The sequence below is a fragment of the Flavobacterium sp. LC2016-01 genome (assembly GCF_009711135.1).
GTDB lineage: Bacteria > Bacteroidota > Bacteroidia > Flavobacteriales > Flavobacteriaceae > Flavobacterium.
In genome coordinates this window covers 173946-198193 of sequence record NZ_WMIC01000002.1, presented here as the reverse complement: position 1 = coordinate 198193, position 24248 = coordinate 173946, and the positions used below count along the sequence as shown (strand labels likewise).

Here is a 24248-nt window from a genome sequence, read left to right as displayed (position 1 = left end):
AATATAAATGAAAACAATAGTAAATAATATGGTGATGTGTTGTCAGATGATGCAAATGTGCATCCCAATTTGCTGTTGCCAAAAGTAAAAGTTAAATCTTGGTTTTAGTTAGAACTAAAAGCCCTTTTGGTAGCCATCCGAAAGGGCTTTTTTAATTTCAACACTTAAATTTTCAAATTATGAAAACACTAAATTCAATCGCAATTGAGTATTTATTGAGAAACGATTCTCAAAAAAACAATAATAAATCAGAAGACATAACTAGAGAAGTTGTACGAATCAATACAGAGCAGAAAATAAAAGCTCAAAGATCATTATTGTTTCAAATGTATGATCTCGAAGAACAAGAAAGTTTTCTTGTTTAAAAGAGTTTCAGCATCAATCTCAAAAAACAATATCAATATAATATATAGTATCAACAATATTTAAAAAATTAAGAAATCATGAGTACACAAAAATTTGCAACAAACGCGCTACACGCAGGGCACGATGTTACTAAAAATGCAGGAACAAGAGCAGTGCCAATTTATCAGACATCATCATATGTATTTAATAATGCTGATCATGCTGCCAATTTATTTGGTCTTGCTGAAGCCGGATTTATTTATACAAGACTAAATAACCCAACAAATGATGTTTTAGAACAGCGTTTAGCGGCGCTTGAAGGCGGTATTGGAGCTGTAGTTACGGCATCTGGAGCATCGGCAATTTCAACAACTTTCTTGACTTTGCTAAGAGCCGGAGATCATATCGTAGCTTCAAACAGTTTATACGGAGGAACCTATAATCTGCTAAATGTAACTTTGCCTCGATTAGGAATTACAACCACTTTTGTAGATCCTTCAAAACCAGAAAACTTCACTAAAGCAGCAAAAGAAAATACGAGAGCTTTCTTTGTAGAATCATTAGGAAATCCAAAATTAGATGTATTGGATTTAAAAGGAATTTCGGCGGAAGCCAAAGCATTCAAAGTGCCTTTTATAGTAGATAATACAGTTGCGACACCTTATTTATTAAACCCTATTAAATATGGTGCCGATATTGTAATTCATTCCTTAACAAAATATATCTCCGGAAACGGAACGTCATTAGGAGGCGTTATTATTGATGCCGGAACTTTTGACTGGTCTAACGGAAAATTCCCTGAATTTACAGAGCCTTCGGCAGGATATCACGGATTAGTATATCATGAAGCTTTAGGAAATGCAGCTTTTATTGCAAAAGCACGAATTGAAGGTTTGCGCGATTTTGGTGCAGCTTTGAGTCCGTTTAATGCTTTTCAGATTATTCAGGGATTAGAAACTTTGCCAATCCGAATTAAAAAACACAGCGAAAATGCTTTGGCCTTGGCTGAATGGCTGGAGAAACAAGATGAGGTGGTTTGGGTAAATTATCCAGGTTTGAAATCGAATAAATATTATGATTTAGCCAAGGAATATCTTCCTGCGGGACAAAGCGGTGTTATCACTTTTGGATTAAAAGGAGGTTTTGATGCGGCCAAAAAAGTGGTAGACGAAACCAAATTGTTCTCATTATTAGCCAATATTGGCGATACAAAATCATTGATTATACATCCAGCAAGCACAACGCACCAGCAATTGTCTGAAGAAGATCAATTGTTGACTGGAGTTTCTAAAGATTTAGTCCGACTTTCTGTTGGAATCGAAGATATTGAAGATTTAATCGCCGACTTAAAAGCGGTTTTTGAAAGCGTTACACAAGCGCAGTACAGTATCAATAAAAATTAGGTTTTTTTGTTTTTTGTTTGAAAAATTGCCTTTAGCAATGTGGTGTTGCTAGAGGTGATTTTTTATGATTAAAAAATTCACAATATATGTAGAGGCGCACAGCAGTGCGTCTAAATCGTAAAACGAGATGTTTAAACTTATATGGTTCAATAAAAATTAGATATGTTTTAAAAATTAAAATTATGTCAAAGCTTAAAATAAATATTATTCTTTTCGGGATTGGAAATATCGGAAGCACTTTAATCAATCAGATTATCGAAAGTCAGGAATTTTTTCTGCAGAGTAAAAATGTCGATTTTCATTTTCCAATAATTACCAATTCAACTGTTGCTTTTTTCGAGAAAGAAGGCGTTGGATATGCGTGGGAAACCAATTTTAGAGAATTGGCCGTTCCTTTCAGGGTGGAGGATATTATAGAATTTGCAAAAGAAAATGAATTCGAAAACTTGATCGCCGTTGATGCTACAGCCAGTGACGAACTGATTAGTCATTATAATACTTTGATCGAAAACGGATTTAATATCGTTGCTGTAAATAAAAAGGCGAATACACTTCCAATTGATTTATACAAACAATTAAGAGAAAATCTTAAGAAATACGATAAAGAATTCTTGTATGAAACCTCAGTTGATACAGGATTTCCGGTTTTGCAGACCTTGAGAGATTTGTATTATTCGGGCGAAAAAATCACGAAGATCAGAGGTGTTTTTTCAGATCATCTGAGTTATGTTTTTAATCGGTTTTCTGCAGAAGAAAATTCTTTTTCATCAATTCTAAAAGATGCCAGCCTTCTTGGTTTGATGCGTTCTACCTTTAAAGAAGATTTGTCAGGAAACGATACTGCCAAAAAACTATTGATTTTAACTCGAGAAATTGGGAAGGAATTTGAATTGTCTGATATAAAAATCAATCCTATAATAAGAGAAGAACATTTAGAGAAAAATGGCATCTTAAATAAAGAAGCAATTGATAGATCTTATAAAATTGCAAAAATCACTCAGGCAGAAGATCATGTGCTGCGATATGTAGGCGAATTTGATGTTGAAAAAAATACTTTGGAAGTAAAATTAGTTTCAGAACCTATAACCTCTGCAATTGGGCAGTTAAAAGGATCTGACGCTATTTTCGAAATCTACACAAAGTCTTATGCAGATGTTCCTATTGTTATACAAGGAGCGTCACCTTGCAAACAGGCAATTTCGAGAGGAATTATAACTGATATTTTAAAAGTAGCCGAAAAAATCAAAAATAAGGAAGCGGTCTGGCTTTAAGTGGTTTTTAAATAATAGAAAAAATAGTTCTTTGACAGATTGAAACAGAAAAAGTTAGTTAATTTTTTGTAAGATAAAACTTCTTTAATTTAAAATCTTAATTTTGTAAGATGTTTTTTAACGGTAAAAAGATGTTTTTTAACGTTTTTTAGGAATAATTAAGCTTTTATAACTTGGAAAATTAAAAAAAATATCGCAAATTTGTAAGACAAGTAAGATCTGTTAAAAAGAGACGCTTAATTGTTAAAATAAACAATCGCTTTTTGGAATTAATCAAATCAAAAAGCTCATTAAAGAAAATTAAATGCAGAATTTTTTTAAAATAGAAGTCAAACAACAAATGAATAAATCCCTACAGATGAACAAGATGTTTAACGTCGCACGTATTTGTGTACGCGTCTGTTGATACTAAAAGTATATATAAGTTCTATAAAACTTAAACCCTTTTGGTATTAAAAATCCGAAAGGGTTTTTTTATTCCATTTGACTAGCATAACAAAGAATTAAAGAAATAGTAAAGATTATAAAATGCAAACTAACTTAAACTTAAATATCATGAGCACATTAAACTACTTATCAAAAACATTTTTGACATTGAAAAGCATAAGAGCTAAAAGAAACAATCCGCCTCCGCCAACAAATGAATTAGTTCATCCAAGATTTGGAATGACTGAGACAGATAAAAAAGAGGTGAAAAAAGATCCAAATTCTTTATTGTTCTTAATGTATTCAAAAGAGAATGAAACGCTTTTTATCTAAATCAAAAAGCAGTATAAAATAGGGTAAAACCGGCTTAATTTTACTGGGCATTCTGTTCGGTAATTTTTTGCGTATAATAGTTTTTGATTGAATAATGTTTAAGAAATTGAGGAATCAGTTTCGATAAAATTTGTTAGTTTAAGAAATTAGTAGTTAATTTGCACCGTTAAGTTCAAATACGTATTGAAATGTTATAAAGAAAGGAGGAGGGATTAGACCCGATGAATCCTTAGCAACCCTTCGTTAATTCGAAGAAGGTGCTGCATTCTACCACGCCCAAACGTGGAAAGATAACAACAAGAATTTTTCTAGTTTCAAACTCTAGACTTTCTTTCTAATATTTCCACATACAAATCATAAATAAAAAGATTTGAAATTGGAAAATATACCCAATCCCATTATAATTCAAAATTTCATCACAGAGAGTGGTGCGATATTTTCATCATTACCGTTAAGTTTTACGCTTTCTGGTTTGCCTTTGCATACCGCACCAATTGTTTTGGTCAATCATGCCTTGACAGGAAATGCACAAGTAACTGGCCCAAACGGATGGTGGAATGATTTAATTGGCGATGAAAAAACAATTGACACCCATAAATTCACCGTTTTGGCATTTAATGTTCCAGGCAACGGGAACGATTCATTTGTAATTGAAAATTATCACGATTTTACAGCCAGAGATATTGCAAGAATTTTTATCAAAGGTTTAAAAGCGCTTCAAATCGAACAAGTGTTTGCTATAATTGGAGGTTCTGTCGGTGGCGGAATTGCGTGGGAAATTTTAGCATTGGAACCAAACATTACAGAACATTTAATTCCGATTGCAACCGACTGGAAATCGACGGACTGGATGATCGCAAATTGCTATCTACAGGAACAGATTCTGAATAATTCTTCAAAACCAATTGAAGATGCCAGAATCCATGCCATGCTTTGTTACCGTTCTCCAGAATCATTCAAAGAAAAATTTCAGCGAACCATTAATCAGGATCTTTTGATTTTTAATATTGAAAGCTGGCTGGCGCATCACGGAAAAAAACTACAGCAGCGTTTTCAATTGGCATCTTATAAATTGATGAACCAACTGCTTAAAACTATAGATATTACCAGAAATAGTGAGGATTTCGAGGCTTTAATATCAAAATCAAACGCAGCGATTCATATCGTAGCAATCAACTCAGATTTATTTTTTACACCAAAAGAGAATCTGGAAACTTATAATGAATTAAAAAAGTTCAAAGAAAATGTTTCCTACAGCGAAATAGATTCGGTTCACGGACACGACGCTTTTTTAATAGAGTACAAACAATTAGATCTTTTACTTGCCGATATTTTTAAGGCAGAAATAATAGCAAAATAAAAATGAAAGTATTAAAATTTGGAGGTAAATCATTATCAAACGGAGAAGGACTAAATAAAGTCGTTTCAATCATTTCTGATAAAGTAAATCAAGGCGAGCAAATTGCCGTAGTCGTTTCTGCAAGAGGAAATGCAACAGATGAATTAGAAGATATTTTAAGAATTGCCGCTAAAAATGGGAATTATAAACCCCTTTTGGAGAGTTTTAAAGCTTATCAGACTTCTGATTACGGTCAGGTTGATTTGTCTGAAGAATTCAATATTCTGGATAAACTTTTTGAAGGCGTAAGCTTGATTGGCGATTACAGCAATAAAATCAAAGATCAGATTTTGTCGAAAGGTGAATTGCTTTCGGCTAAATTATTGACCGCTATTTTAATTGAAAAAGGTATTCCCGCAAACTTTGTCGATACGAGAGAATTGCTTAAAACCGATTCAAAATTTGGTGACGCGCAACCTTTGGAACAACTTTCGAAGAAAAACGTTATCAATTATTTCAAATTGCATAACGGTGAAACAGTAAATATCGTTACAGGTTTTATTGGCTCAAATAATAATAATGACACCACAACTTTAGGAAGAAACGGAAGTAATTATACAGCGTCATTAATTGCAAATTATTTGAATGCTGAAGAACTTCAAAACTTCACGCACGTTGACGGAATTTACACAGCAAATCCAGATTTAGTTGCCGATGCTAAAAAAATCGAATATTTATCGTTTAACGAAGCGAATGAGTTGGCTAATTTTGGAGCAACAATTCTTCACGCTAAAACGATTATTCCTTTATTAGAAAAAAATATTCCGCTTCGTATTTTAAATACTTTCAATCATGAAAACCGCGGTACTTTAATCACTTCAGATTCTGCGAAAGAAGGAATCAAGACGCTTTCTGTTTTAGAAAATGTGTCTTTGGTAAATCTTGAAGGACGAGGATTACTAGGAAAAGCTGGAGTTGATGCCCGAATTTTTAAAGTAATGGGCGATCACAACATCAGCGTAAGCATTATTTCGCAAGGTTCTTCAGAAAGAGGAATAGGATTGGTTGTGGCTAAAGACAAAGCAACTCTCGCAATGGTGGAGTTGGAAAAAGAGTTCGAAAACGACTTTTATTCTAAAGACGTAAACCAAATCACAGTAACGGATAATGTTTCGGTAATTTCGATTATTGGGCAGGACTTGAGCACTTTTCACAAGCCATATACTGCATTAATCAAAAACAAAATAGTTCCAATTTTATTCAACAACACGGTTACGGGTAAAAACGTGAGTTTGGTTGTGAAGAAAGAAGAACTGAACAAAGCTTTAAACGTAATTCACGGAGAGATTTTTGGAGTTTCTAAAAAAATCAACATTGCGATTTTTGGTCACGGATTAGTGGGCGGAACGTTGATTAATCAAATTTTAGAATCGGCTGCAGCGATTGAAAAACGTAAAGATGTGAAGCTGAATGTTTTTGCAATTGCAAACTCTAAAAAGCTTTTATTAAACAGAAATGGCGTAACTTCAAGCTGGAAAAATGATATCCAGACAAAAGGTGAAGAATACAAAATAAATGATATTATCGCTTACGCAAATGAGCATCATTTAGAAAACTTAATTGCGATTGATAATACGGCAAGTGCATCATTTGTAGAAAACTATATTCCGCTTGTAGAAAGCAGTTTTGACTTAATTTCTTCGAATAAAGTAGCGAATACATTGACGTATGGTTTTTATAAAGAGCTGAGAAAAGCTTTGGCAGAAAACCAAAAGAATTATTTATACGAAACCAACGTTGGAGCAGGTTTGCCATTAATCGACACCATTAAATTACTGCATCTTTCAGGTGAAAACATCACAAAAATTAAAGGAGTTTTCTCTGGAACATTGAGTTATTTATTCAATAATTTTTCTGCAAAAGATGTTCCATTTAGTGAAATTCTTAAGGAAGCAATTGACAACGGATATACAGAACCAGATCCGCGTGAGGATTTATGCGGAAATGATGTGGGAAGAAAATTATTGATTTTGGCAAGAGAATTAGATTTGCAGAATGAGTTTGAAGAAATCTCAATTCAGAATCTAATTCCGGAACATTTACGCGATGGAAATGTTGCTGATTTCTTAACGAAATTAAAAGAATTCGATCCAATTTACGAGAAAATAAAAGCCGATCAAAAACCAAATCATGTATTAAGATACATTGGCGAATTGTCTGGTGATTTGCAAAATGACAAAGGAAATTTAGAAGTAAAATTAGTTTCTGTTCCTTCAGACACTGCTTTAGGCGGTTTAAAAGGTTCTGATTCTTTCTTCGAAATTTACACAGAATCTTACGGAGATCGTCCAATCGTTATTCAAGGAGCCGGTGCAGGTTCTGCGGTGACAGCAAGAGGAGTTTTTGGAGATATTTTGAGATTGTCTGATAAAGGATAATTGATTTTAAATTTTAGAGAGCAGATTTTAGATTTCTGATTTGAACTCAAACAAAAAACAAAAAATAACAACACAATGAAAGTAACCTTAAACAGAGTAAACGACGCATTTCATTTCAAAGTAAAAAATGAACGCGGACATGTAGTTGACGTTGACAGCAGAGCTGAATTTGGCGGAAGCGATTTAGGCGCCAGTCCAATGGAACTTGTATTAATGGGCGTTGCAGGATGCAGTGCGATTGATATGATTTCGATTTTGAAGAAACAGCGTCAGGAAATCACTTCTTTTAACGCTGAGGTTGAAGGAACGCGCGTTCAGATTGAAGAAGCAAAACCTTTTAAAGAAATCGATGTGGTTTTTTATTTAGAAGGAGAAATTAACCCAGAAAAAGCAAAAAAAGCAGCACAGCTTTCTTTCGAGAAATATTGTTCAGTTGCCAAAACTGTAGAACCAACAGCAACTATCAAATACAAAGTTGTCTTGAACAACGAAGCTTTATAGAATTAGAAAATTAGTCAATTTGAGAATTAGATAATTTTTAGGATGACTCACTTATTTAAGTTTCAAATCATATTTATTACTCACAAAATAAACCTGAAACTTGAAACAAAAAAACAAAAAACAACACAATGAACACAGAAGAATTTGGTTTTGAAACACAAGCCATACGTACACATTTAGAAAAAACGCAATTTCAGGAACATTCAACTCCGTTATATTTATCGTCAAGTTTTGTATTTGAAGATGCTGAAGATATGAGAGCATCTTTTACGGAAGAAAAAGTCCGCAATATCTATTCTCGTTTCAGCAATCCAAATACAACAGAATTTGTAGACAAGGTTTGTGCTATGGAAGGTGCCGAAGCGGGTTATGCTTTTGCAACTGGAATGGCGGCAATCTATTCTACGTTTGCAGCATTATTAGAATCTGGAGATCATATCGTTTCTGCTGGAAGTGTTTTTGGATCAACTCATGCGTTGTTCATGACGTATTTCCCAAAATGGAAAATCGAAACTTCTTATTTTGACATCAATAAACCAGAAACTATTGAAAGTTTTATTAAGCCAAATACGAAGATTTTATACGCTGAAACACCTACAAATCCAGGTGTAGATGTAATTGATTTGGAGTTGTTAGGTCAAATTGCAAAAAAGCACAATTTGATTTTAATAATTGATAACTGTTTTGCAACTCCATATATTCAGCAGCCTATTAAATATGGTGCGCATATCGTAGTTCATTCAGCAACAAAATTAATCGATGGACAAGGCCGTGTTTTGGGCGGAGTTGCCGTTGGAGACGCTGAGTTAATTCGTAAAATATACTTGTTTTCAAGAAATACAGGACCGGCAATGTCACCTTTTAATGCTTGGGTTTTGTCTAAAAGTTTAGAGACTTTGGCTGTTCGTGTTGACAAACACTGCGAAAATGCTTTAAAAGTAGCTGAGTTTTTAGAAAGTCATCCGAATGTAAATAGTGTAAAATATCCGTTCTTGAAATCACACCCAAAATATGAGATTGCTAAAAAACAAATGCTTTTAGGTGGTAATATTATTGCTATCGAAATTAAAGGTGGTCTTGAAGCAGGAAGAAAATTTTTGGACAAAATTAAATTGTGTTCGCTTTCGGCAAATATTGGAGACGTAAAAACAATTGTAACGCATCCGGCTTCTACAACGCACAGTAAATTATCTGAAGAAGATCAATTGGCTGTTGGAATTACACAAGGTTTAGTGCGTGTTTCTGTAGGTTTAGAAACCGTTGCAGATGTAATTGCTGATTTAAAACAAGCGCTGGAATAAATATAAAATATAATAAATTGAAGGGCTATTTTTTTTAAATAGCCCTTTTTGGTATATTGAAATTTCTAATTCAGGAAATAGCAATTTTAAAAGTAAAATATGAAACCCAGATTACTTATTTTATCGGATTTATTTGGAGGAGAAAATCCAGACGGGATAAAATTCTATACAGATAAATTAGAATCTAGTTTTGATATTCAGTATTATGACGTTCTCAAATTAGCAAACATAAATGCATCTGGTCTTGGAGAAACTGAAATACACAGCCAATTTTTAAATGGCGGCATTGAAAGAGCAATTGAAAATTTACTCCAATTGGAAAAAGAAAAAGTTACCGTTCTAGGATTTAGTATTGGAGGGACAGTTGCATGGAAAGCTTCTTTAAAAGCTTTAAAAACGGATTATTTGTTTGCTGTTTCCTCTACTAGATTACGATATGAAAATGAATTGCCAGATTGTAATATCAAACTGTACTTTGGAGAAAATGATTTAAACAAACCCAATCTCGAATGGTTTTTCAATTTAAATGTTTCAAATAAAATCTTCGATAACCAAAAACATCAATTGTATTTAGAAAATAATAATGCTTATTTAATTTGTGATGACATTCTGAAGGCATTCATAAAATAACTTTTTTTGACTGTAAATTTATTACTATTAAAAATCCTTCTGCTTTTTTTGAGGTTATTTGAGTAAAAAATATATTTTTGTTAGGAGCTAAAAAAACTAATAAATTATAAAATTACCAATTTGTATATGAGTAATTCTGGTTACATTCTTGACGATAGATTGCTGGCTTCAGTTGGAATCCGTTTTTTAAATTACATTTTAGATGGCATATTTGCATTTCTTATCTTTGCGGGACTCTGTGCTTTTACTGGGATTCTGATTGGTTTATTTGGTTTGACCGGCTTAAGTGTCTGGATGGATAATTTAGGAAATTGGGGATGGAATTTCATAATGATGCTAATCTACTTTTTTTATTATTTAATCACAGAGGGACTGTTTGGGAGATCTTTAGGCAAATTTATTACAGGAACTACTGTCGTTAACGAGTATGGCGAAAAAACTGATTTTGCGACCATACTAAGAAGAACTTTGTGTCGTTTTATTCCTTTTGAAATATTCTCCTGTTTAGGAACAAGAGGATGGCACGATTCGATGACGGATACTTATGTGGTAAATAAAAAAGCACTAGTTGAAGAAATAAAATCATTCCACGAATTCAATTTAATCGGAAATAGCGAAGTAATCTGATAGAATAAGTAGAATATAATTTCTATTCTGTTATTATTCTCATTTAAAAAGCCTATTTTTGTTGCAGAAATAAATGTATCGATTTCAATACATTAAATTCGGAACAACTATTTTGCAATTTAAAATCTAAAGATGCTTTCAAAGAAAACAAAATACGGAATAAAAGCGTTGACTTATTTGGCCAGACGAGAAAATAATGATCCTGTTCAAATTGCCGAAATAGCGAAAAACGAGCATATTTCGATTAAGTTTTTAGAAAGTATTTTGCTGCTGCTTAGAAATTCAGGCTTTCTTGGAGCAAAAAAAGGAAAAGGCGGCGGTTATTACTTAATCAAAGACCCAAAAGATATCAGTATGGCTAAAGTCTACCGAATTCTTGAAGGGCCAATTGCACTTCTTCCTTGCGCAAGTCATAATTTTTATGAAAGATGTGACGATTGTGATGACGAATCTACCTGTGCAGCACGACGATTAATGACCGAAGTTAGAGATAATACACTTAAAATATTGGAAAGCAATTCTCTGGCAGATATTGCTTTCTAAGAAAAAAAGACCATTTCAAAATAGAAATGGTCTTTTTTTATAATGATGATTTTGTTAAAAAATCAATTTATATCCAGTGAAGAATAGCATTACTGCTATTGCATTTCTAAGAAATTGATCCGGTACTTTTCCGCTCAGCATACTTCCCATATAGATTCCAGGAAGCGATCCCATTAACAGCTGGCCAAGTAATCCTAAATCTAGATTTCCCATCGAGGCGTGCCCAATTCCAGCAACAAGCGTTAATGGAACAGCATGAGCAATTTCGGTTCCCACCAAACGAGGTAGTGGCAACAGCGGATATAGAAAAAATAAAGTTACCGTTCCAAGTGCGCCTGCACCAATAGATGTTACCGTTACCGTTGCACCAAGTAAAATCCCAATAGCAATAGTCAGCATATTTTGAGTGTGGCTTTCCTTATGGAATTTATCTCCAGCATGTTTTTGCGAAAATTTCAAAATTTTGTTTTTGAAGATAATAGCAATTGATGTGAATAATAATGCCCAGCCTAAACTGAACTTTATAACATGATTAATGGTTTCAATATCAGTTTTAATGCTGTTTAGAATCCATAAAGTCACTAAAGCAGCAGGAACACTGCCTAATGTTAGCCATCCTGTAATTTTCCAGTTGATATTTCCTTTTTTATGGTGTACAAATACACCTCCAGCTTTTGTAAAAGCAGCATAAAGCAAATCTGTTCCTACTGCAGTTGTTGGCGGAATATTAAAAAACAACAAAATCGGAGTCATTAAAGAACCGCCTCCAACACCTGTTAAACCAACAATAAAGCCAACTACTAAGCCCGCAATTACAAGACCAATCTGAAAATCCATAAAAAAAGTTTGGCGTAAAAATAATAACAATTTTATAATTATCCTATAGATATGGTAGACTTTAAAATACTATATTTGTAAACAAATGTCATAACTAGTTTATTTCGCTGTAATACAGTGTTGTATGATTTTTAATTTAGGAAGCGATTTTATAAAACTATAAAAAAATACCGCTTACTTAACATAAAGAGAATTAGGGCTGTAAAAAAATTAAATAATGTTTTGATATTTAGAAATAAGTATTAATTTTGCATAGTAATCTATTAACCCGATAGGGTAATAGATTTTGCATCAAAAGCCAATCCAGAGATATGGAAAAAGAATTGAAAATCAATAATTACGATGTTAGGTCTGATGCATCATTAAAAGAAAAATTATGGGTTGTAGTGCCTGTAGCTTTATTGGTAGGTTTGTTGACTGCCTTAATTTTTAATCACTACGCTGAGTTTTCATGGAGTGGCTTTATTGGAGGTTTTAACCAGGAGTTTTTAGTGTTTTTTGCGATTGGTCTTTTTGCTCAATTGGTTGATGGAACATTAGGAATGGGTTATGGAGCAACTTGTACTTCGTTTTTGCTGGCTTACGGAGTTCCGCCAGTTGTTAGCAGTACAGGAGTTCACGTTGCAGAAATGTTTACAACAGGGGCATCGGCAATTTCGCATCATAAATTCGGAAATATTAATAAAAAACTGGTAAAGCATTTATTAATTCCGGGTGTTTTAGGTTCTATTACAGGAGCTTATTTATTGTCTGATGTGATTAACGGAGATGTTATAAAGCCATTCATTGCAGTTTATATGATTGTTTTGGCGGTTATTATTATAAGAAAAGCATTAGCAAAAACGATTGTAAAAAAGAAAACAACCAAGTTGGGTTATTTAGCCACTTTTGGAGGTTTTATGGATGCGGTTGGTGGCGGTGGCTGGGGGCCAATTGTAACTTCAACGTTATTAGGAAGAGGAAGAAATCCACGATATACGATAGGTTCTGTAAATGCAGCTGAGTTTGCAATTTCATTTGCAAGCGGCATCACATTTATGCTTTTTGGAGGAATTCACGGTTGGCAGGTTATTTTTGGTTTGATTTTAGGAGGCGTAATTTCAGCACCATTAGGAGCTTATTTAGTAAATAAAATCAAAAGAAAACCAATGATGATTGCAGTTGGGATTCTAATTATATTATTGAGTTTAAAAACATTATCTAAGTTATTTTAAAAATAATTTTAGAAAGGAAGAGAGATTATGAGTGCGAGTATTGTACAAGAATTATTAGATAAAACAAAAGATTTTTCGCTGGACGAAACTTTAGTTTTTTTAGCAGAAGAATTTCCAGGAAAAGTAATTTTCTCGACTTCTTTTGGTCAGGAAGATCAGGTAATTACAGATTTCATTGCAAAAAGCAATACTGATATTACCGTTTTTACATTGGACACCGGAAGATTATTTCAGGAAACATACGATGTTTTTCATAAAACATTAAAAAAGTATAAAAGACCTATTGAAGTTTTTTTTCCAGAAGCGACTGCGGTAGAAAATCTTTTAAAAACAAAAGGGCCAAACAGCTTTTACGATTCAGTTGAGAATAGAAAAGAATGCTGTTTTATTCGTAAAGTGGTTCCGTTAAGAAAAGCTTTGGCAGGAAACTCAGTTTGGATTACGGGATTAAGAGCAGAACAATCAGAAAACAGACACGATTTAAATCTGTTTGAATATGATGGAAACTTCGAAATCATAAAATTCAATCCGTTGTTAAAATGGACTTTAGAAGAAGTTGAAGTTTACCTTTCGGAAAACAATGTACCGCAAAATGCATTACACAAACAAGGTTTTGTAAGTATTGGATGTGCGCCTTGCACAAGAGCCATTTTTCCTGGTGAAGATATCAGAGCCGGAAGATGGTGGTGGGAATCAAGCCATAAAGAGTGTGGGCTTCATAGCGCTAAGAAAGAGTAAGTAGAAGAAAGAAGCAAGATGCAAGACTTCTGCTAGAGAATAGAATATAGATTATAGAATAAAGAGTGAAGATTTTTTAGATCAGGGAACTTGAAACCTGAAACCTGAAACTTAAAACTTGAAACTCACAAAATATCAAACAAAAAAACAATGAGTTCAGTATTAAAAACAAACGCTTTAGAGAGTGAAGCGATATACATTTTCAGAGAAGTAATTTCACAGTTTGACAAACCGGTTTTACTTTTCTCAGGAGGAAAAGATTCTATCACGTTAGTGCGTTTGGCACAAAAAGCATTTTTCCCTGCTAAGATTCCGTTTCCTCTATTGCACGTTGATACGGGACATAATTTCCCTGAAACAATTGCTTTCAGAGATAAATTGGTAGAAGAATTAGGTTTAGAGTTGATCGTTCGCAATGTTCAGGATGCTATTGATGAAGGAAAAGTGGTGGAAGAAACAGGGAAATATTCTAGTAGAAACAGCCTGCAAACGACAACACTTTTAGATGCAATTGAAGAATTTAAGTTTGATGCTTGTATTGGAGGCGCACGTCGTGATGAAGAAAAAGCAAGAGCGAAAGAACGTATTTTCTCTGTTCGTGATGATTTCGGACAATGGGACGAAAAAAATCAAAGACCAGAGTTGTTTGATATTTTGAATGGAAAAATTGAAAACGGACAAAACGTTCGTGTTTTCCCAATTTCAAACTGGACAGAATTAGATGTTTGGAGTTATATCGAAAAAGAACACATCGAAATTCCGTCAATCTATTTTTCACATAAAAGAAAAGTTTTTTTGAGAGACGGTTTAATCTGGTCGCATTCTCCTTTTGTGTACCAGGAAGAAGACGAACAAATCGAAGAAAGAATTGTTCGCTTCAGAACCGTTGGAGATATGAGTTGTACCGCTGCAGTTGAATCGTACGCAGCCACAATCAAAGAAGTTGTAGGCGAAATTAGAGAATCAACCATTTCTGAAAGAGGAGCCAGAATCGACGACAAACGTTCTGAAGCTGCAATGGAAAAGAGAAAACAACAAGGATACTTTTAATAATTGTTAATTATGAATTGTTAATTGTAAATGCAATTCGGAACGGAATTTTAAAAGAAAAAATCAAGAAAACAAAAACATACGGATTTAAATTTTAGACAAAGTTTTTCAACTTGAAACTTGAAACAAAATTTAAACTTGAAACAAAAAATACAGAATGGAAGTTTTAAAAATAGCAACAGCAGGAAGTGTAGATGACGGAAAAAGTACTTTGATCGGGAGATTATTGTATGATACAAAATCATTGACGACTGATAAAATAGAAGCAATCGAAAAAAGCAGTAAACAAAAAGGATACGATTATCTTGATTTTTCTTTGGCAACTGATGGTTTAGTGGCGGAAAGAGAACAAGGAATCACAATTGATGTTGCGCATATTTATTTTTCGACTGCAAAGAAAAGTTACATTATTGCCGATACTCCGGGTCACGTAGAATATACAAGAAATATGGTTACAGGAGCGTCGACTTCTCAGGTTTCTATCATTTTGATTGATGCCAGAAAAGGTGTTATTGAGCAGACTTACCGTCACTTTTTTATCAATAATTTATTGAGAGTAAAAGAGGTAATTGTAGCGATTAATAAAATGGATTTGGTTGATTATTCGGAAGAAGTTTTCAATAAAATCAAAGCCGATTTTCAGGCATTAAATGCAAAAAGCACATTCAAAGAACAAAACGTAAGTTACATTCCGTTAAGTGCAATTAATGGCGGAAATGTGGTTGATCAATCAGAAAACATGCCTTGGTATGACGGACAAACAGTTTTGGAACATTTAGAAGGATTACATGCTTCTGATGTTTTTGAAGCAGGAAAAGCACGTTTTCCAGTTCAGACAGTTATTCGTCCAAAAACAGAAGAATACCACGATTTTAGAGGTTACGCTGGAAAATTATACGGAAACTCCATTAAAGTTGGAGATGCCGTAACGGTTCTTCCTTCTTTAACCGAATCAAAAGTATCTAAAATTCACTTTTTCGATAAAACATTCGACGAAGCTGTTGCAGGATCTTCAATTACAATCGAATTAGAAAATGATATCAATGTGACGAGAGGTGATATGATTGTAAAATCGGATGAGCTTCCAAAAATTGAAAAAGATATTACCACAACAGTTTGCTGGATGGACAGTAAAAAACTGGTTCCGGGAACTAAATATTTGGTACAACACAATACAAACCGAGTTTTAGCAAAAGTAGAAAGCATCAAAAATACAATTGCTACAGATTACTCTGGAACGACAGAAGCTTCACAATTAGCAATCAACGAAATTGGAGAAGTAACGATCAAATTAAGTAAACCGTTATATTTTGATTCATACAACGAAAACAAATCAAACGGAGCTTTTATCTTAATTGATACAGCAACAAACACAACAGCAGGAGTAGGATTCATTCGCTAGTTGATAGTTGATGGTTTTTGGTTGATAGATATTCTGCCAGCAAACCAACAACCAGCAACTGACAACCAACAACTAAAGAGAAATGGAAAGTTTTAGAACAGAAATAGAAAATCCGATAGTTCAAAGAGAGATTATCGAATTAGAAAAAAAGATTCATTTATTCCGTGGAGGAAAAATTGATGATGAGCGTTTTCGTAGTCTTCGTTTAGCGCGTGGAATCTACGGGCAACGTCAGGAAGGTGTTCAGATGATTCGTATCAAATTGCCTTATGGTAAAGTAACCAGCGAGCAATTAGTGCGCATCACTCAGGTTTCTGATGAATATTCTACAGGACGTTTGCACATTACAACGCGTCAGGATATCCAGATTCACTATGTGAGTTTAGACAGAACTCCTGAGCTTTGGGCAGATTTGGCTAAAGACGATATTACGCTTCGTGAAGCTTGTGGAAATACTGTTAGAAATATTACAGGAAGCGAATTAGCTGGAGTTGACGTAAACGAACCATTTGATGTTTCGCCTTATGCACACGGACTTTTCCAATATCTGTTAAGAAATCCAATTTGTCAGGAAATGGGACGTAAATTCAAAATTTCGTTCTCCTCTTCAGATGAAGATACGGCTTTGAGTTATTTACACGATTTAGGATTTATTCCGAAAATTAAAGATGGGCAACGCGGATTCAAAATCATGTTTGGAGGAGGTTTAGGATCTCAGCCAGCACATGCTGAATTGCTTTCGGAATTCGTTCCAGTAAACGAAATCATTCCAACGGCAGAAGGAATCATCCGTATTTTTGACAGATACGGAGAACGTGCAAAAAGAATGAAAGCGCGTATGAAATTCTTAATCAAAGAAATGGGAAGAGATGTTTTCCTTGATCTGGTTGAACAAGAGAAAAAAGCCATCGCTTTTGAAACATACGAAATTGATACAACCGCTTTTGAAGGTCCAATTACAGCGCCGTTATTAGAAGTTCCTCAAGTTACAATCGAAGATACAAAAGCGTATGAAGCGTGGAAAAATTCGAATGTAATCAAACAGAAACAAGACGGTTATTACGCTATCGGGATCAAAGTTTTATTAGGAGATTTTTATACGGATAAAGCCAGATTATTAGCCGCTTTAATTAAGAATTACGGAGCAAATGAATTACGTTTTTCATTGCGTCAAAATATTGTAATACGTCACATAAAAGAGGAGAATCTTCCTTTCTTTTATCAAGAATTAGCGAAGTTGGATTTTGTTCAGCTAGGATATAATTCAGTTGGAGATATTACGGCATGTCCGGGTACTGATACTTGTAATTTGGGGATTGCAAGTAGTACCGGTATTGCAGAAGAATTGGAAAGAGTTTTAACGGCAGAATATCCTCAGTATTTAAACAACCGCGAAATCGAAATTAAAATTTCAGGTTGTATGAATGCTTGCGGACAACATAATATGTCTGCAATTGGATTCCAGGGAATGTCTATCAACTCAGGAAAACTAGTAGCTCCAGCTTTACAAGTTTTATTGGGCGGAGGAAGATTAGGAAATGGTGCTGGACGTTTTGCTGATAAAGTAATTAAAGTGCCTAGTCGTAGAGGTCCAGATGCGTTGCGTACCATTTTAAATGATTTTGATGCTAACGGAAGCGGACAAAAATTCCTAGATTATTATGATGCAAAAGGAGAAAAATATTTTTACGAAATCTTAAAACCGTATGCTGATGTTACCAATTTAACAGAAGCCGATTTTGTAGATTGGGGTAACGCAGACAATTACGTAAAAGCAGTTGGAGTGGGAGAATGTGCGGGAGTTGTTATTGATTTGGTTGCTACATTATTATTAGAAGCCAAAGATAAATTGACATTCGCGCAAGAATCTTTCGACGAAGGAAAATGGTCAGATGCAATTTATCACGCTTATGCAGGATTTGTAAATGGTGCTAAAGCATTATTGCTTGCTGAAAATGAAAAAACAAATAATCACGCAGGAATTGTAGACTTATTCGACACTGTTTTCATTGCAAGTTCTAAAATAGAATTGGCAACAACATTCAGAGAATTGGTATATCAAATCAATCAAAATGAGCCTTCAGAAGCATTTGCAAAAGCATACATTCAACAAGGAATTTCATTTTTTGATACCATCGAAAAATACAGAGCTCAAGAATTAGCAAATGCTTAATATCAAACCCAAAATAACTTTAGTTGGCGCAGGTCCCGGCGATCCTGATTTGCTTACGCTGAAAGCCGTAAAAGCACTAGCTGAAGCGAATGTGGTTTTGTACGATGCTTTGGCCAACGAAGAAATTCTGGATTACGCACCAAAAAGTGCAATTAGAATTTTTGTTGGAAAAAGAATCGGAAATCATGCTTACACGCAAGATCAAATCAATCAATTAATTGTGGATAATGCTTTGACTTACGGAAATGTAGTTCGGTTAAAAGGTGGAGATCCATTTATTTTTGGAAGAGGAAGCGAAGAAGTGGAATTTGCAGAAAGTTTCGGAATAGAAACCATCGTAGTTCCCGGAATTTCATCAGTAGTAGCTGTTCCTGCAAGTCAGGGAATTTCGATTACAAAAAGAGGAGTTTCAGAAAGCTTTTGGGCAATTACGGGAACAACTTCTGATAGAAAATTATCTTTGGATATTGCTTTATCAGCCAAATCATCAGCAACCGTAGTGATTTTGATGGGAATGCACAAATTGCCTCAAATCATCGATTTGTTTCAAAAAGAAGACAAAGGAAATTTGCCCGTTGCGATCATCCAAAACGGAACAACAGCAGAAGAAAAAGTGGGCGTAGGAACAGTAGATTCGATTCTAAATATTGTAAAAGAAAAAGAATTAGGTTCGCCAGCGATTATTGTTCTAGGCGAAGTTGTCAGAGAAAGCAACAAATTAAAAGGTTTTTACGAAGAATTTCTATCAAAAGAAATCGCAAGATAAAGTTCCGAAGGAACGGTTCATATTGTAGCGTCGGGTTTCAACCCGATGTACGCATGGTAATAACGTTGGATTTTAATCTGGGAAATAAGACGAAAGATTGGAAAACATAGCCCGAGGTTTCAACCTCGGGAACGCATGGATATTTAATTCAATATTCATCAAAAAATCATCTAATTTTGTTTAGATGAAATTAAATTAAAATGGAACAGAACGAATTATATCCCATATTCCTGAAACTTCACAACTTGAACGTTTTAATTGTGGGCGGAGGAAATGTAGGATTGGAAAAGCTTTCTTTCTTGCTAAAGTCAAGTCCGAATGCAAATGTTGAGGTAGTAGCAAAAGAATTTCATTTAGAAATTAAAGTTTTAGCTGAAAATCATCCTTCGATTAAATTGACAAAATCGAAGTTCAAAAAGAAAATGCTCAAAAAACGTCACATGGTAATTGCGTGTACAGACGATTTAAAAGTAAATAAAAGAGTTTACGAATTATCGAGAAAACGCTATTTGATTTGCAATATCGCCGACACGCCCGATTTATGCGATTATTATTTAGGTGGAATCGTAACGAAAGGAAATGTGAAAATTGCCATTTCAACCAACGGAAAATCACCAACAACGGCAAAGAGATTGCGTGAGTTTTTCGAAGAAGTAATTCCGGAAGATATCAATCAAATGGTTGAAAATCTGAATGAATACCGAAAAACCTTAAAAGGTAATTTTGAAGAAAAGGTTAAAAGAATGAATGAGATTACCTCTTCATTAAAAAATAAAGAGTAGAAAATTGAACAAAGAAATCAATGATAAAAATCATTGATTAAAGAATAAATTATTCGTTTCTTTGTATTATTAAGAATGATTATAAACAACAACCATAATGATTAAAACAGATATACTTATAATTGGAGCAGGCCCAACAGGTTTATTTGCCGTTTTCGAGGCAGGATTATTAAAATTAAAATGCCACATTTTAGATGCGTTGCCTCAGCCAGGAGGACAGCTTTCAGAATTATATCCTAAGAAACCTATTTATGATATTCCGGGATTTCCAGAAGTTTTAGCAGGAGATTTAGTGGATGGTTTAATGGAACAAATTAAGCAGTTTGAACCAGGTTTTACATTAGGAGAACGTGCTGAAACCATCGACAAACAAGAAGACGGATCTTTCATTGTAACTTCAAATAAAGGAACTAAATTTCACGCGCCAGTTATCGCAATTGCGGGAGGTTTAGGAAGTTTTGAGCCTCGTAAACCACTTATTGAAGATATCGAGTTTTATGAAGATAAAGGAGTAAAATACTTCATTAAAAATCCGGAGAAATTCAGAGATAAAAAAGTTGTAATTGCAGGAGGAGGAGATTCAGCTTTAGACTGGAGTATTTTCCTGGCAAATGTAGCTTCAGAAGTAACTTTAATTCACAGAAGAAATGAATTTAGAGGAGCTCTTGATTCTGTAGAAAAAGTACAAGAATTAAAAACAGCAGGAAAAATCAAATTAATTACACCTGCAGAAGTTATCGGAATCAATGGCGCTGAGCATGTTGAATCATTAGACATCGAAGAAAACGGAGCACACCGTAAAATTGAAACCGATTATTTCATTCCACTTTTCGGATTAACGCCAAAATTAGGTCCAATTGGAGACTGGGGATTAGAAATCGAGAAAAATGCCATCAAAGTAAACAATGCATTAGATTACCAGACTAACATTCCGGGAATCTTCGCTATTGGAGATATCAACACGTATCCAGGAAAATTAAAGCTGATTCTTTGTGGTTTCCACGAAGCAACTTTAATGTGTCAGGCTGCATACGGAATCATCAATCCGGGTAAAAAATACGTATTGAAATATACAACAGTTTCAGGAGTAGACGGTTTCGACGGAACTCGTAAAGAAGCGCCAAAAGCGGTTGTGAAGGCAATTGTGTAAGTTGCTAAGATAGTAAGTTTCTAAGACACTAAGATTTTTATATATAAAGCTCAAACTTTTAGTTTGGGCTTTTTTATTGAATTAAACTTTAAACTTAGCATCTTAGTATCTCAGCGTCTTAGCATCTATTTGAAAAACTTAGAAACTCAGTATCTTAGAGTCTCAGCATCTTAAAAAAAAACATTTGCAAATCGAATGGCTATTTCATACCTTTGCGCTGTTCTTAAAATTATTGTCAGTTATCACGAAAGGCGGAGGGATAGACCCGATGAAACCTTAGCAACCCTTTATCATAAAGAAGGTGCTAAATTCTACTTTATACAACATTTTCCAGTATTAAAGATAGATAACACAAATACATTACTCGTATTTCTCAAAACTTTTCCTGACAACTTATAATATTTACTGAAACAGATGCTGTATCAGGAGCGAATCATTGGCGCATTTTTGCAGTCAACAGTTCCCGCTTTCGCCTTTATCTCTCCATTTCATTACGAGGATACCGGCTCAATCGGGGCTAATGAGCCAGCAATAGTGCACTTTTGGAATTAATGTAAAAAAAATATCGAAGGCTAAACCCGACAGGTTTTTAATCCCGAGGCTTCGGGACTGTCGGGTTTAATTAGAGCCTTCAAAATTATAATTAAAAAAGCTTGGCGCCTTAGCGTCTTTGCGGCAAATACAAGATGGCAATAACAATTCAGGAAGCAATAAAAAAAAATATCCTAATCCTTGACGGAGCAATGGGAACAATGTTGCAGCGCTATAATTTCTCAGAAGAAGATTTCAGAGGAGAGCGTTTCAAAGATTTTCCGCATCCATTAAAAGGAAATAATGATTTACTATCTCTAACACAACCACAAGCGATCCGCGATGTTCATGCTGCTTATTACGAAGCTGGTGCTGATATCGTAGAAACTAATACTTTCTCTGGAACGACAATCGGTATGGCCGATTATCACATGGAAGATTTGGTTTACGAGTTAAACTACGAATCGGCTAAAATTGCAAGACAAGTAGCCGATGAATTTACCGCGAAAAATCCGGATAAGCCACGTTTCGTAGCCGGTTCAATTGGACCGACAAACAGAACCGCAAGTATGTCTCCAGACGTAAACGATCCGGGTTACAGAGCTGTAACGTTTGACGATTTACGAATTGCTTACAAACAACAAGCAGAAGCTTTAATGGATGGAGGCTGTGATTTACTTTTGGTAGAAACCATTTTCGATACTTTAAATGCTAAAGCAGCACTTTTTGCGATCGAAGAAGTAAAAGACGAACGTAATTTGGATATTCCAATCATGGTTTCAGGAACAATTACCGATGCTTCAGGAAGAACACTTTCTGGGCAAACTGTTGAAGCATTTTTGATATCCGTTTCGCATATTCCTTTATTAAGCGTAGGTTTCAATTGCGCTCTTGGAGCCGATTTGTTAAAACCGTATTTAAAAACATTATCGCAGCATACGCAGTTTAATGTTTCAGCGCATCCAAATGCAGGATTGCCAAATGCTTTCGGACAATATGATGAAACGCCAGAACAAACTCAGGCCTTCATTAAAGAATATTTAGATGATAATTTAATTAATATAATCGGTGGATGTTGCGGAACAACTCCAGATCATATTCGATTAATGGCTGAGGTTGCGAAGGATTATAAGCCACGTGTTGCGCCTGTGTTGGCATAATCTATTTATTTAGTATAAGCATGAAATTTAAACATATAATTTTACTGATTTTTATTTCAGTATTCTTCAGTCGATGCGCAATTGGTGCCTCTGTAAAAGGTATGACTGTTAAAGATTATAAAGTTGAAAAAAAGATTGGAGATAAGATTTTTATAAAACCTGTTATAGGTGGAAAAAAGACAAACCCATTATGGGTATCTAATATTTCCAATAAAAATTTTGAAGAAGCATTAAAAAAATCATTTATTGAATCTAATGCATTTACAAAAACAGAAGCTATTATAGATGGTGATTGGGTTCTTGAAGTAAGTATAATTTCTGTAAGTAGACCTAAGTGGTTTAATTTAACTGTAAAAACAACAGTAGAATACAAGTTGTATAATAAAAATAATTTGGTTTTTAGTAAAAGTATTAATCAATCAGGAAATGCTACGATGTCAGATGCTTTTTATGGCGCTAAAAGATTGCGATTGGCAAATGAAATTTCGGCAAAAAATAACATTAAAGCGTTGCTTGAATCGTTAAATGAAACAGCTTTGGATAGCACAGCTAGCGCAAGCCTCCCACTTGTACCTGCAAAATAAAGCAAGGAGTGTAGAATTTTATATTTAATTAAATATGAAAAAAATAAAAATCATATCAACTTTTTTTGTGCTTTTTGGTTTATTCAGTTTTAATAATGAGAAGCAAAAACTAGTTGTTAAAGAAGACATGCCTTCTGATTTTTATTTTGTGATAGAAGACGGAGGAAATAATTATTATGATTCTCAGAATGGCAATTTTCATAGAAAATATGTGAAAGGAGAAAAAAAAATAAAAGTAAAACTAACAAAGGAAGAAAAAGAGAAAATATATTCGCTCATTTTGAAGGTCAAATTTTTTGAAATGCCAACAAAATTTGAACCAGATGACAAGAAAAATATCGTAATAACTGTCCCAAGTTTTTTACAAAGTATATTAATTCGGGCAAATGGTAAAAAAAAATTAGTTAGTTATGATACTGGTTTAACTAGTATTAAGAACGATAAAAATGCCAAACCCTTTTTAGATTTATATCATAAGATTTGGGAAATTTTATATAAAAAAGAAGAAATAAATAGAATGCCAAAGTCGGATTATTTTTATGAATGAAAACGAAAGACATCTTATGAAACCGAGTTTGCGTGAGGGATAGAAGCGGTTAGCCCACAGCCTGACGAAGGAAGAGCGAGGACTAATAGTGGATAGCCCGGCCCGGAGGGACACGCCCAAATTAATATAAAAGATTACAGGTTTAAACACCTAAAAA

General features: G+C 34.2%; 23 protein-coding genes and 2 riboswitches. Of the genes, 22 read left to right on the top strand and 1 reads right to left on the bottom strand.

What is annotated here, in order from left to right; translation table 11 throughout:
• Positions 1-179 precede the first annotated feature (179 nt).
• The 11 genes from GKZ88_RS05265 to GKZ88_RS05215 all read left to right on the top strand — a co-directional run bounded on the left by GKZ88_RS05265 (position 180) and on the right by GKZ88_RS05215 (position 11157).
• Entirely contained in the window at positions 180-365 is a 186-nt protein-coding gene (locus GKZ88_RS05265) for a hypothetical protein (RefSeq protein ID WP_155101350.1), read from the top strand.
• A gap of 78 nt (positions 366-443) precedes the next feature.
• Positions 444-1748 carry an O-acetylhomoserine aminocarboxypropyltransferase/cysteine synthase family protein gene (locus tag GKZ88_RS05260; RefSeq protein WP_155101349.1) on the top strand — a complete coding sequence of 435 codons (1305 nt, stop codon included), beginning with the start codon at positions 444-446 and terminating at the stop codon, positions 1746-1748.
• 182 nt (positions 1749-1930) lie between these two features.
• The gene (locus GKZ88_RS05255) at positions 1931-3019 is read left to right on the top strand and encodes an aspartate kinase (RefSeq protein WP_155101348.1); all 1089 of its coding nucleotides are present in this window, start codon (positions 1931-1933) and stop codon (positions 3017-3019) included.
• 555 nt (positions 3020-3574) lie between these two features.
• On the top strand, positions 3575-3778 hold the full coding sequence (locus GKZ88_RS05250; RefSeq protein WP_155101347.1) for a hypothetical protein: 204 nt from the start codon (positions 3575-3577) through the stop codon (positions 3776-3778).
• Between the two features lie 188 nt (positions 3779-3966).
• Positions 3967-4075: riboswitch (SAM riboswitch) on the top strand.
• Positions 4076-4154: 79 nt separating this feature from the next.
• The gene (locus GKZ88_RS05245; RefSeq protein ID WP_230392464.1) at positions 4155-5138 is read left to right on the top strand and encodes an alpha/beta fold hydrolase; all 984 of its coding nucleotides are present in this window, start codon (positions 4155-4157) and stop codon (positions 5136-5138) included.
• A gap of 2 nt (positions 5139-5140) precedes the next feature.
• A complete protein-coding gene (gene thrA / locus GKZ88_RS05240) occupies positions 5141-7555 on the top strand; it encodes a bifunctional aspartate kinase/homoserine dehydrogenase I (RefSeq protein ID WP_155101345.1) in 2415 nt (804 codons plus the stop codon).
• Positions 7556-7630: 75 nt separating this feature from the next.
• Positions 7631-8056 (top strand): OsmC family protein, encoded by a 426-nt coding sequence (locus tag GKZ88_RS05235; protein WP_026728534.1) that lies wholly within the window; start codon positions 7631-7633, stop codon positions 8054-8056.
• Positions 8057-8184: 128 nt separating this feature from the next.
• The gene (locus tag GKZ88_RS05230) at positions 8185-9357 is read left to right on the top strand and encodes an aminotransferase class I/II-fold pyridoxal phosphate-dependent enzyme (protein WP_155101344.1); all 1173 of its coding nucleotides are present in this window, start codon (positions 8185-8187) and stop codon (positions 9355-9357) included.
• A gap of 99 nt (positions 9358-9456) precedes the next feature.
• Positions 9457-9987 carry an alpha/beta hydrolase gene (locus GKZ88_RS05225; RefSeq protein WP_155101343.1) on the top strand — a complete coding sequence of 177 codons (531 nt, stop codon included), beginning with the start codon at positions 9457-9459 and terminating at the stop codon, positions 9985-9987.
• Positions 9988-10113: 126 nt separating this feature from the next.
• Positions 10114-10614, top strand: a complete 501-nt coding sequence (locus GKZ88_RS05220; protein ID WP_155101342.1) for an RDD family protein — start codon at positions 10114-10116, stop codon at positions 10612-10614.
• Positions 10615-10746: 132 nt separating this feature from the next.
• Complete coding sequence (locus tag GKZ88_RS05215; protein ID WP_035645602.1) at positions 10747-11157, top strand: Rrf2 family transcriptional regulator; 411 nt, start codon at positions 10747-10749, stop codon at positions 11155-11157.
• Between the two features lie 54 nt (positions 11158-11211).
• Here GKZ88_RS05215 and GKZ88_RS05210 read toward each other — a convergent pair whose 3' ends face one another.
• Complete coding sequence (locus tag GKZ88_RS05210; RefSeq protein WP_155101341.1) at positions 11212-11994, bottom strand: sulfite exporter TauE/SafE family protein; 783 nt, start codon at positions 11992-11994, stop codon at positions 11212-11214.
• Between the two features lie 311 nt (positions 11995-12305).
• Here GKZ88_RS05210 and GKZ88_RS05205 point away from each other — a divergent pair, with 311 nt between their 5' ends.
• The 11 genes from GKZ88_RS05205 (at position 12306) to GKZ88_RS05155 (ending at position 24091) form a co-directional block, all read left to right on the top strand.
• Complete coding sequence (locus GKZ88_RS05205; RefSeq protein ID WP_155101340.1) at positions 12306-13208, top strand: sulfite exporter TauE/SafE family protein; 903 nt, start codon at positions 12306-12308, stop codon at positions 13206-13208.
• A gap of 27 nt (positions 13209-13235) precedes the next feature.
• The gene (locus tag GKZ88_RS05200) at positions 13236-13946 is read left to right on the top strand and encodes a phosphoadenylyl-sulfate reductase (RefSeq protein WP_155101339.1); all 711 of its coding nucleotides are present in this window, start codon (positions 13236-13238) and stop codon (positions 13944-13946) included.
• Between the two features lie 150 nt (positions 13947-14096).
• Positions 14097-14996: a sulfate adenylyltransferase subunit CysD gene (gene cysD / locus GKZ88_RS05195; protein ID WP_155101338.1), complete on the top strand. Its 900-nt coding sequence runs from the start codon at positions 14097-14099 to the stop codon at positions 14994-14996.
• 157 nt (positions 14997-15153) lie between these two features.
• On the top strand, positions 15154-16398 hold the full coding sequence (locus tag GKZ88_RS05190) for a GTP-binding protein (protein ID WP_155101337.1): 1245 nt from the start codon (positions 15154-15156) through the stop codon (positions 16396-16398).
• An 82-nt stretch (positions 16399-16480) separates the two neighbouring features.
• Positions 16481-18571: a HEPN domain-containing protein gene (locus tag GKZ88_RS05185; protein WP_155101336.1), complete on the top strand. Its 2091-nt coding sequence runs from the start codon at positions 16481-16483 to the stop codon at positions 18569-18571.
• Complete coding sequence (cobA, locus tag GKZ88_RS05180) at positions 18564-19337, top strand: uroporphyrinogen-III C-methyltransferase (RefSeq protein WP_155101335.1); 774 nt, start codon at positions 18564-18566, stop codon at positions 19335-19337. The genes GKZ88_RS05185 and cobA overlap by 8 nt, the downstream gene beginning before the upstream one ends.
• Before the next feature lie 200 nt (positions 19338-19537).
• On the top strand, positions 19538-20119 hold the full coding sequence (locus GKZ88_RS05175) for a bifunctional precorrin-2 dehydrogenase/sirohydrochlorin ferrochelatase (protein WP_155101334.1): 582 nt from the start codon (positions 19538-19540) through the stop codon (positions 20117-20119).
• Positions 20120-20216: 97 nt separating this feature from the next.
• On the top strand, positions 20217-21269 hold the full coding sequence (locus GKZ88_RS05170; protein ID WP_155101333.1) for an NAD(P)/FAD-dependent oxidoreductase: 1053 nt from the start codon (positions 20217-20219) through the stop codon (positions 21267-21269).
• Positions 21270-21505: 236 nt separating this feature from the next.
• A riboswitch (SAM riboswitch) is annotated at positions 21506-21622 on the top strand.
• 333 nt (positions 21623-21955) lie between these two features.
• The gene (locus GKZ88_RS05165) at positions 21956-22960 is read left to right on the top strand and encodes a homocysteine S-methyltransferase family protein (protein WP_155101332.1); all 1005 of its coding nucleotides are present in this window, start codon (positions 21956-21958) and stop codon (positions 22958-22960) included.
• A 20-nt stretch (positions 22961-22980) separates the two neighbouring features.
• Positions 22981-23544 carry a hypothetical protein gene (locus tag GKZ88_RS05160; RefSeq protein WP_155101331.1) on the top strand — a complete coding sequence of 188 codons (564 nt, stop codon included), beginning with the start codon at positions 22981-22983 and terminating at the stop codon, positions 23542-23544.
• Between the two features lie 34 nt (positions 23545-23578).
• Complete coding sequence (locus tag GKZ88_RS05155) at positions 23579-24091, top strand: hypothetical protein (protein WP_155101330.1); 513 nt, start codon at positions 23579-23581, stop codon at positions 24089-24091.
• Positions 24092-24248: the final 157 nt, after the last annotated feature.

What these genes read in the sequence shown, in the direction of transcription:
- GKZ88_RS05235 (WP_026728534.1), top strand. Translation starts at nt 7,631, where the DNA reads ATGAAAGTAACCTTAAACAGAGTAAACGACGCATTTCATTTCAAAGTA.
- GKZ88_RS05155 (WP_155101330.1), top strand. Translation starts at nt 23,579, where the DNA reads ATGAAAAAAATAAAAATCATATCAACTTTTTTTGTGCTTTTTGGTTTA.
- GKZ88_RS05230 (WP_155101344.1), top strand. Translation starts at nt 8,185, where the DNA reads ATGAACACAGAAGAATTTGGTTTTGAAACACAAGCCATACGTACACAT.
- GKZ88_RS05210 (WP_155101341.1), bottom strand. Translation starts at nt 11,994, where the DNA reads ATGGATTTTCAGATTGGTCTTGTAATTGCGGGCTTAGTAGTTGGCTTT.
- GKZ88_RS05255 (WP_155101348.1), top strand. Translation starts at nt 1,931, where the DNA reads ATGTCAAAGCTTAAAATAAATATTATTCTTTTCGGGATTGGAAATATC.
- thrA (WP_155101345.1), top strand. Translation starts at nt 5,141, where the DNA reads ATGAAAGTATTAAAATTTGGAGGTAAATCATTATCAAACGGAGAAGGA.
- GKZ88_RS05205 (WP_155101340.1), top strand. Translation starts at nt 12,306, where the DNA reads ATGGAAAAAGAATTGAAAATCAATAATTACGATGTTAGGTCTGATGCA.
- GKZ88_RS05190 (WP_155101337.1), top strand. Translation starts at nt 15,154, where the DNA reads ATGGAAGTTTTAAAAATAGCAACAGCAGGAAGTGTAGATGACGGAAAA.
- cobA (WP_155101335.1), top strand. Translation starts at nt 18,564, where the DNA reads ATGCTTAATATCAAACCCAAAATAACTTTAGTTGGCGCAGGTCCCGGC.
- GKZ88_RS05220 (WP_155101342.1), top strand. Translation starts at nt 10,114, where the DNA reads ATGAGTAATTCTGGTTACATTCTTGACGATAGATTGCTGGCTTCAGTT.
- GKZ88_RS05200 (WP_155101339.1), top strand. Translation starts at nt 13,236, where the DNA reads ATGAGTGCGAGTATTGTACAAGAATTATTAGATAAAACAAAAGATTTT.
- GKZ88_RS05165 (WP_155101332.1), top strand. Translation starts at nt 21,956, where the DNA reads ATGGCAATAACAATTCAGGAAGCAATAAAAAAAAATATCCTAATCCTT.
- GKZ88_RS05260 (WP_155101349.1), top strand. Translation starts at nt 444, where the DNA reads ATGAGTACACAAAAATTTGCAACAAACGCGCTACACGCAGGGCACGAT.
- GKZ88_RS05185 (WP_155101336.1), top strand. Translation starts at nt 16,481, where the DNA reads ATGGAAAGTTTTAGAACAGAAATAGAAAATCCGATAGTTCAAAGAGAG.
- GKZ88_RS05250 (WP_155101347.1), top strand. Translation starts at nt 3,575, where the DNA reads ATGAGCACATTAAACTACTTATCAAAAACATTTTTGACATTGAAAAGC.
- GKZ88_RS05215 (WP_035645602.1), top strand. Translation starts at nt 10,747, where the DNA reads ATGCTTTCAAAGAAAACAAAATACGGAATAAAAGCGTTGACTTATTTG.
- GKZ88_RS05170 (WP_155101333.1), top strand. Translation starts at nt 20,217, where the DNA reads ATGATTAAAACAGATATACTTATAATTGGAGCAGGCCCAACAGGTTTA.
- GKZ88_RS05175 (WP_155101334.1), top strand. Translation starts at nt 19,538, where the DNA reads ATGGAACAGAACGAATTATATCCCATATTCCTGAAACTTCACAACTTG.
- GKZ88_RS05160 (WP_155101331.1), top strand. Translation starts at nt 22,981, where the DNA reads ATGAAATTTAAACATATAATTTTACTGATTTTTATTTCAGTATTCTTC.
- GKZ88_RS05265 (WP_155101350.1), top strand. Translation starts at nt 180, where the DNA reads ATGAAAACACTAAATTCAATCGCAATTGAGTATTTATTGAGAAACGAT.
- cysD (WP_155101338.1), top strand. Translation starts at nt 14,097, where the DNA reads ATGAGTTCAGTATTAAAAACAAACGCTTTAGAGAGTGAAGCGATATAC.
- GKZ88_RS05225 (WP_155101343.1), top strand. Translation starts at nt 9,457, where the DNA reads ATGAAACCCAGATTACTTATTTTATCGGATTTATTTGGAGGAGAAAAT.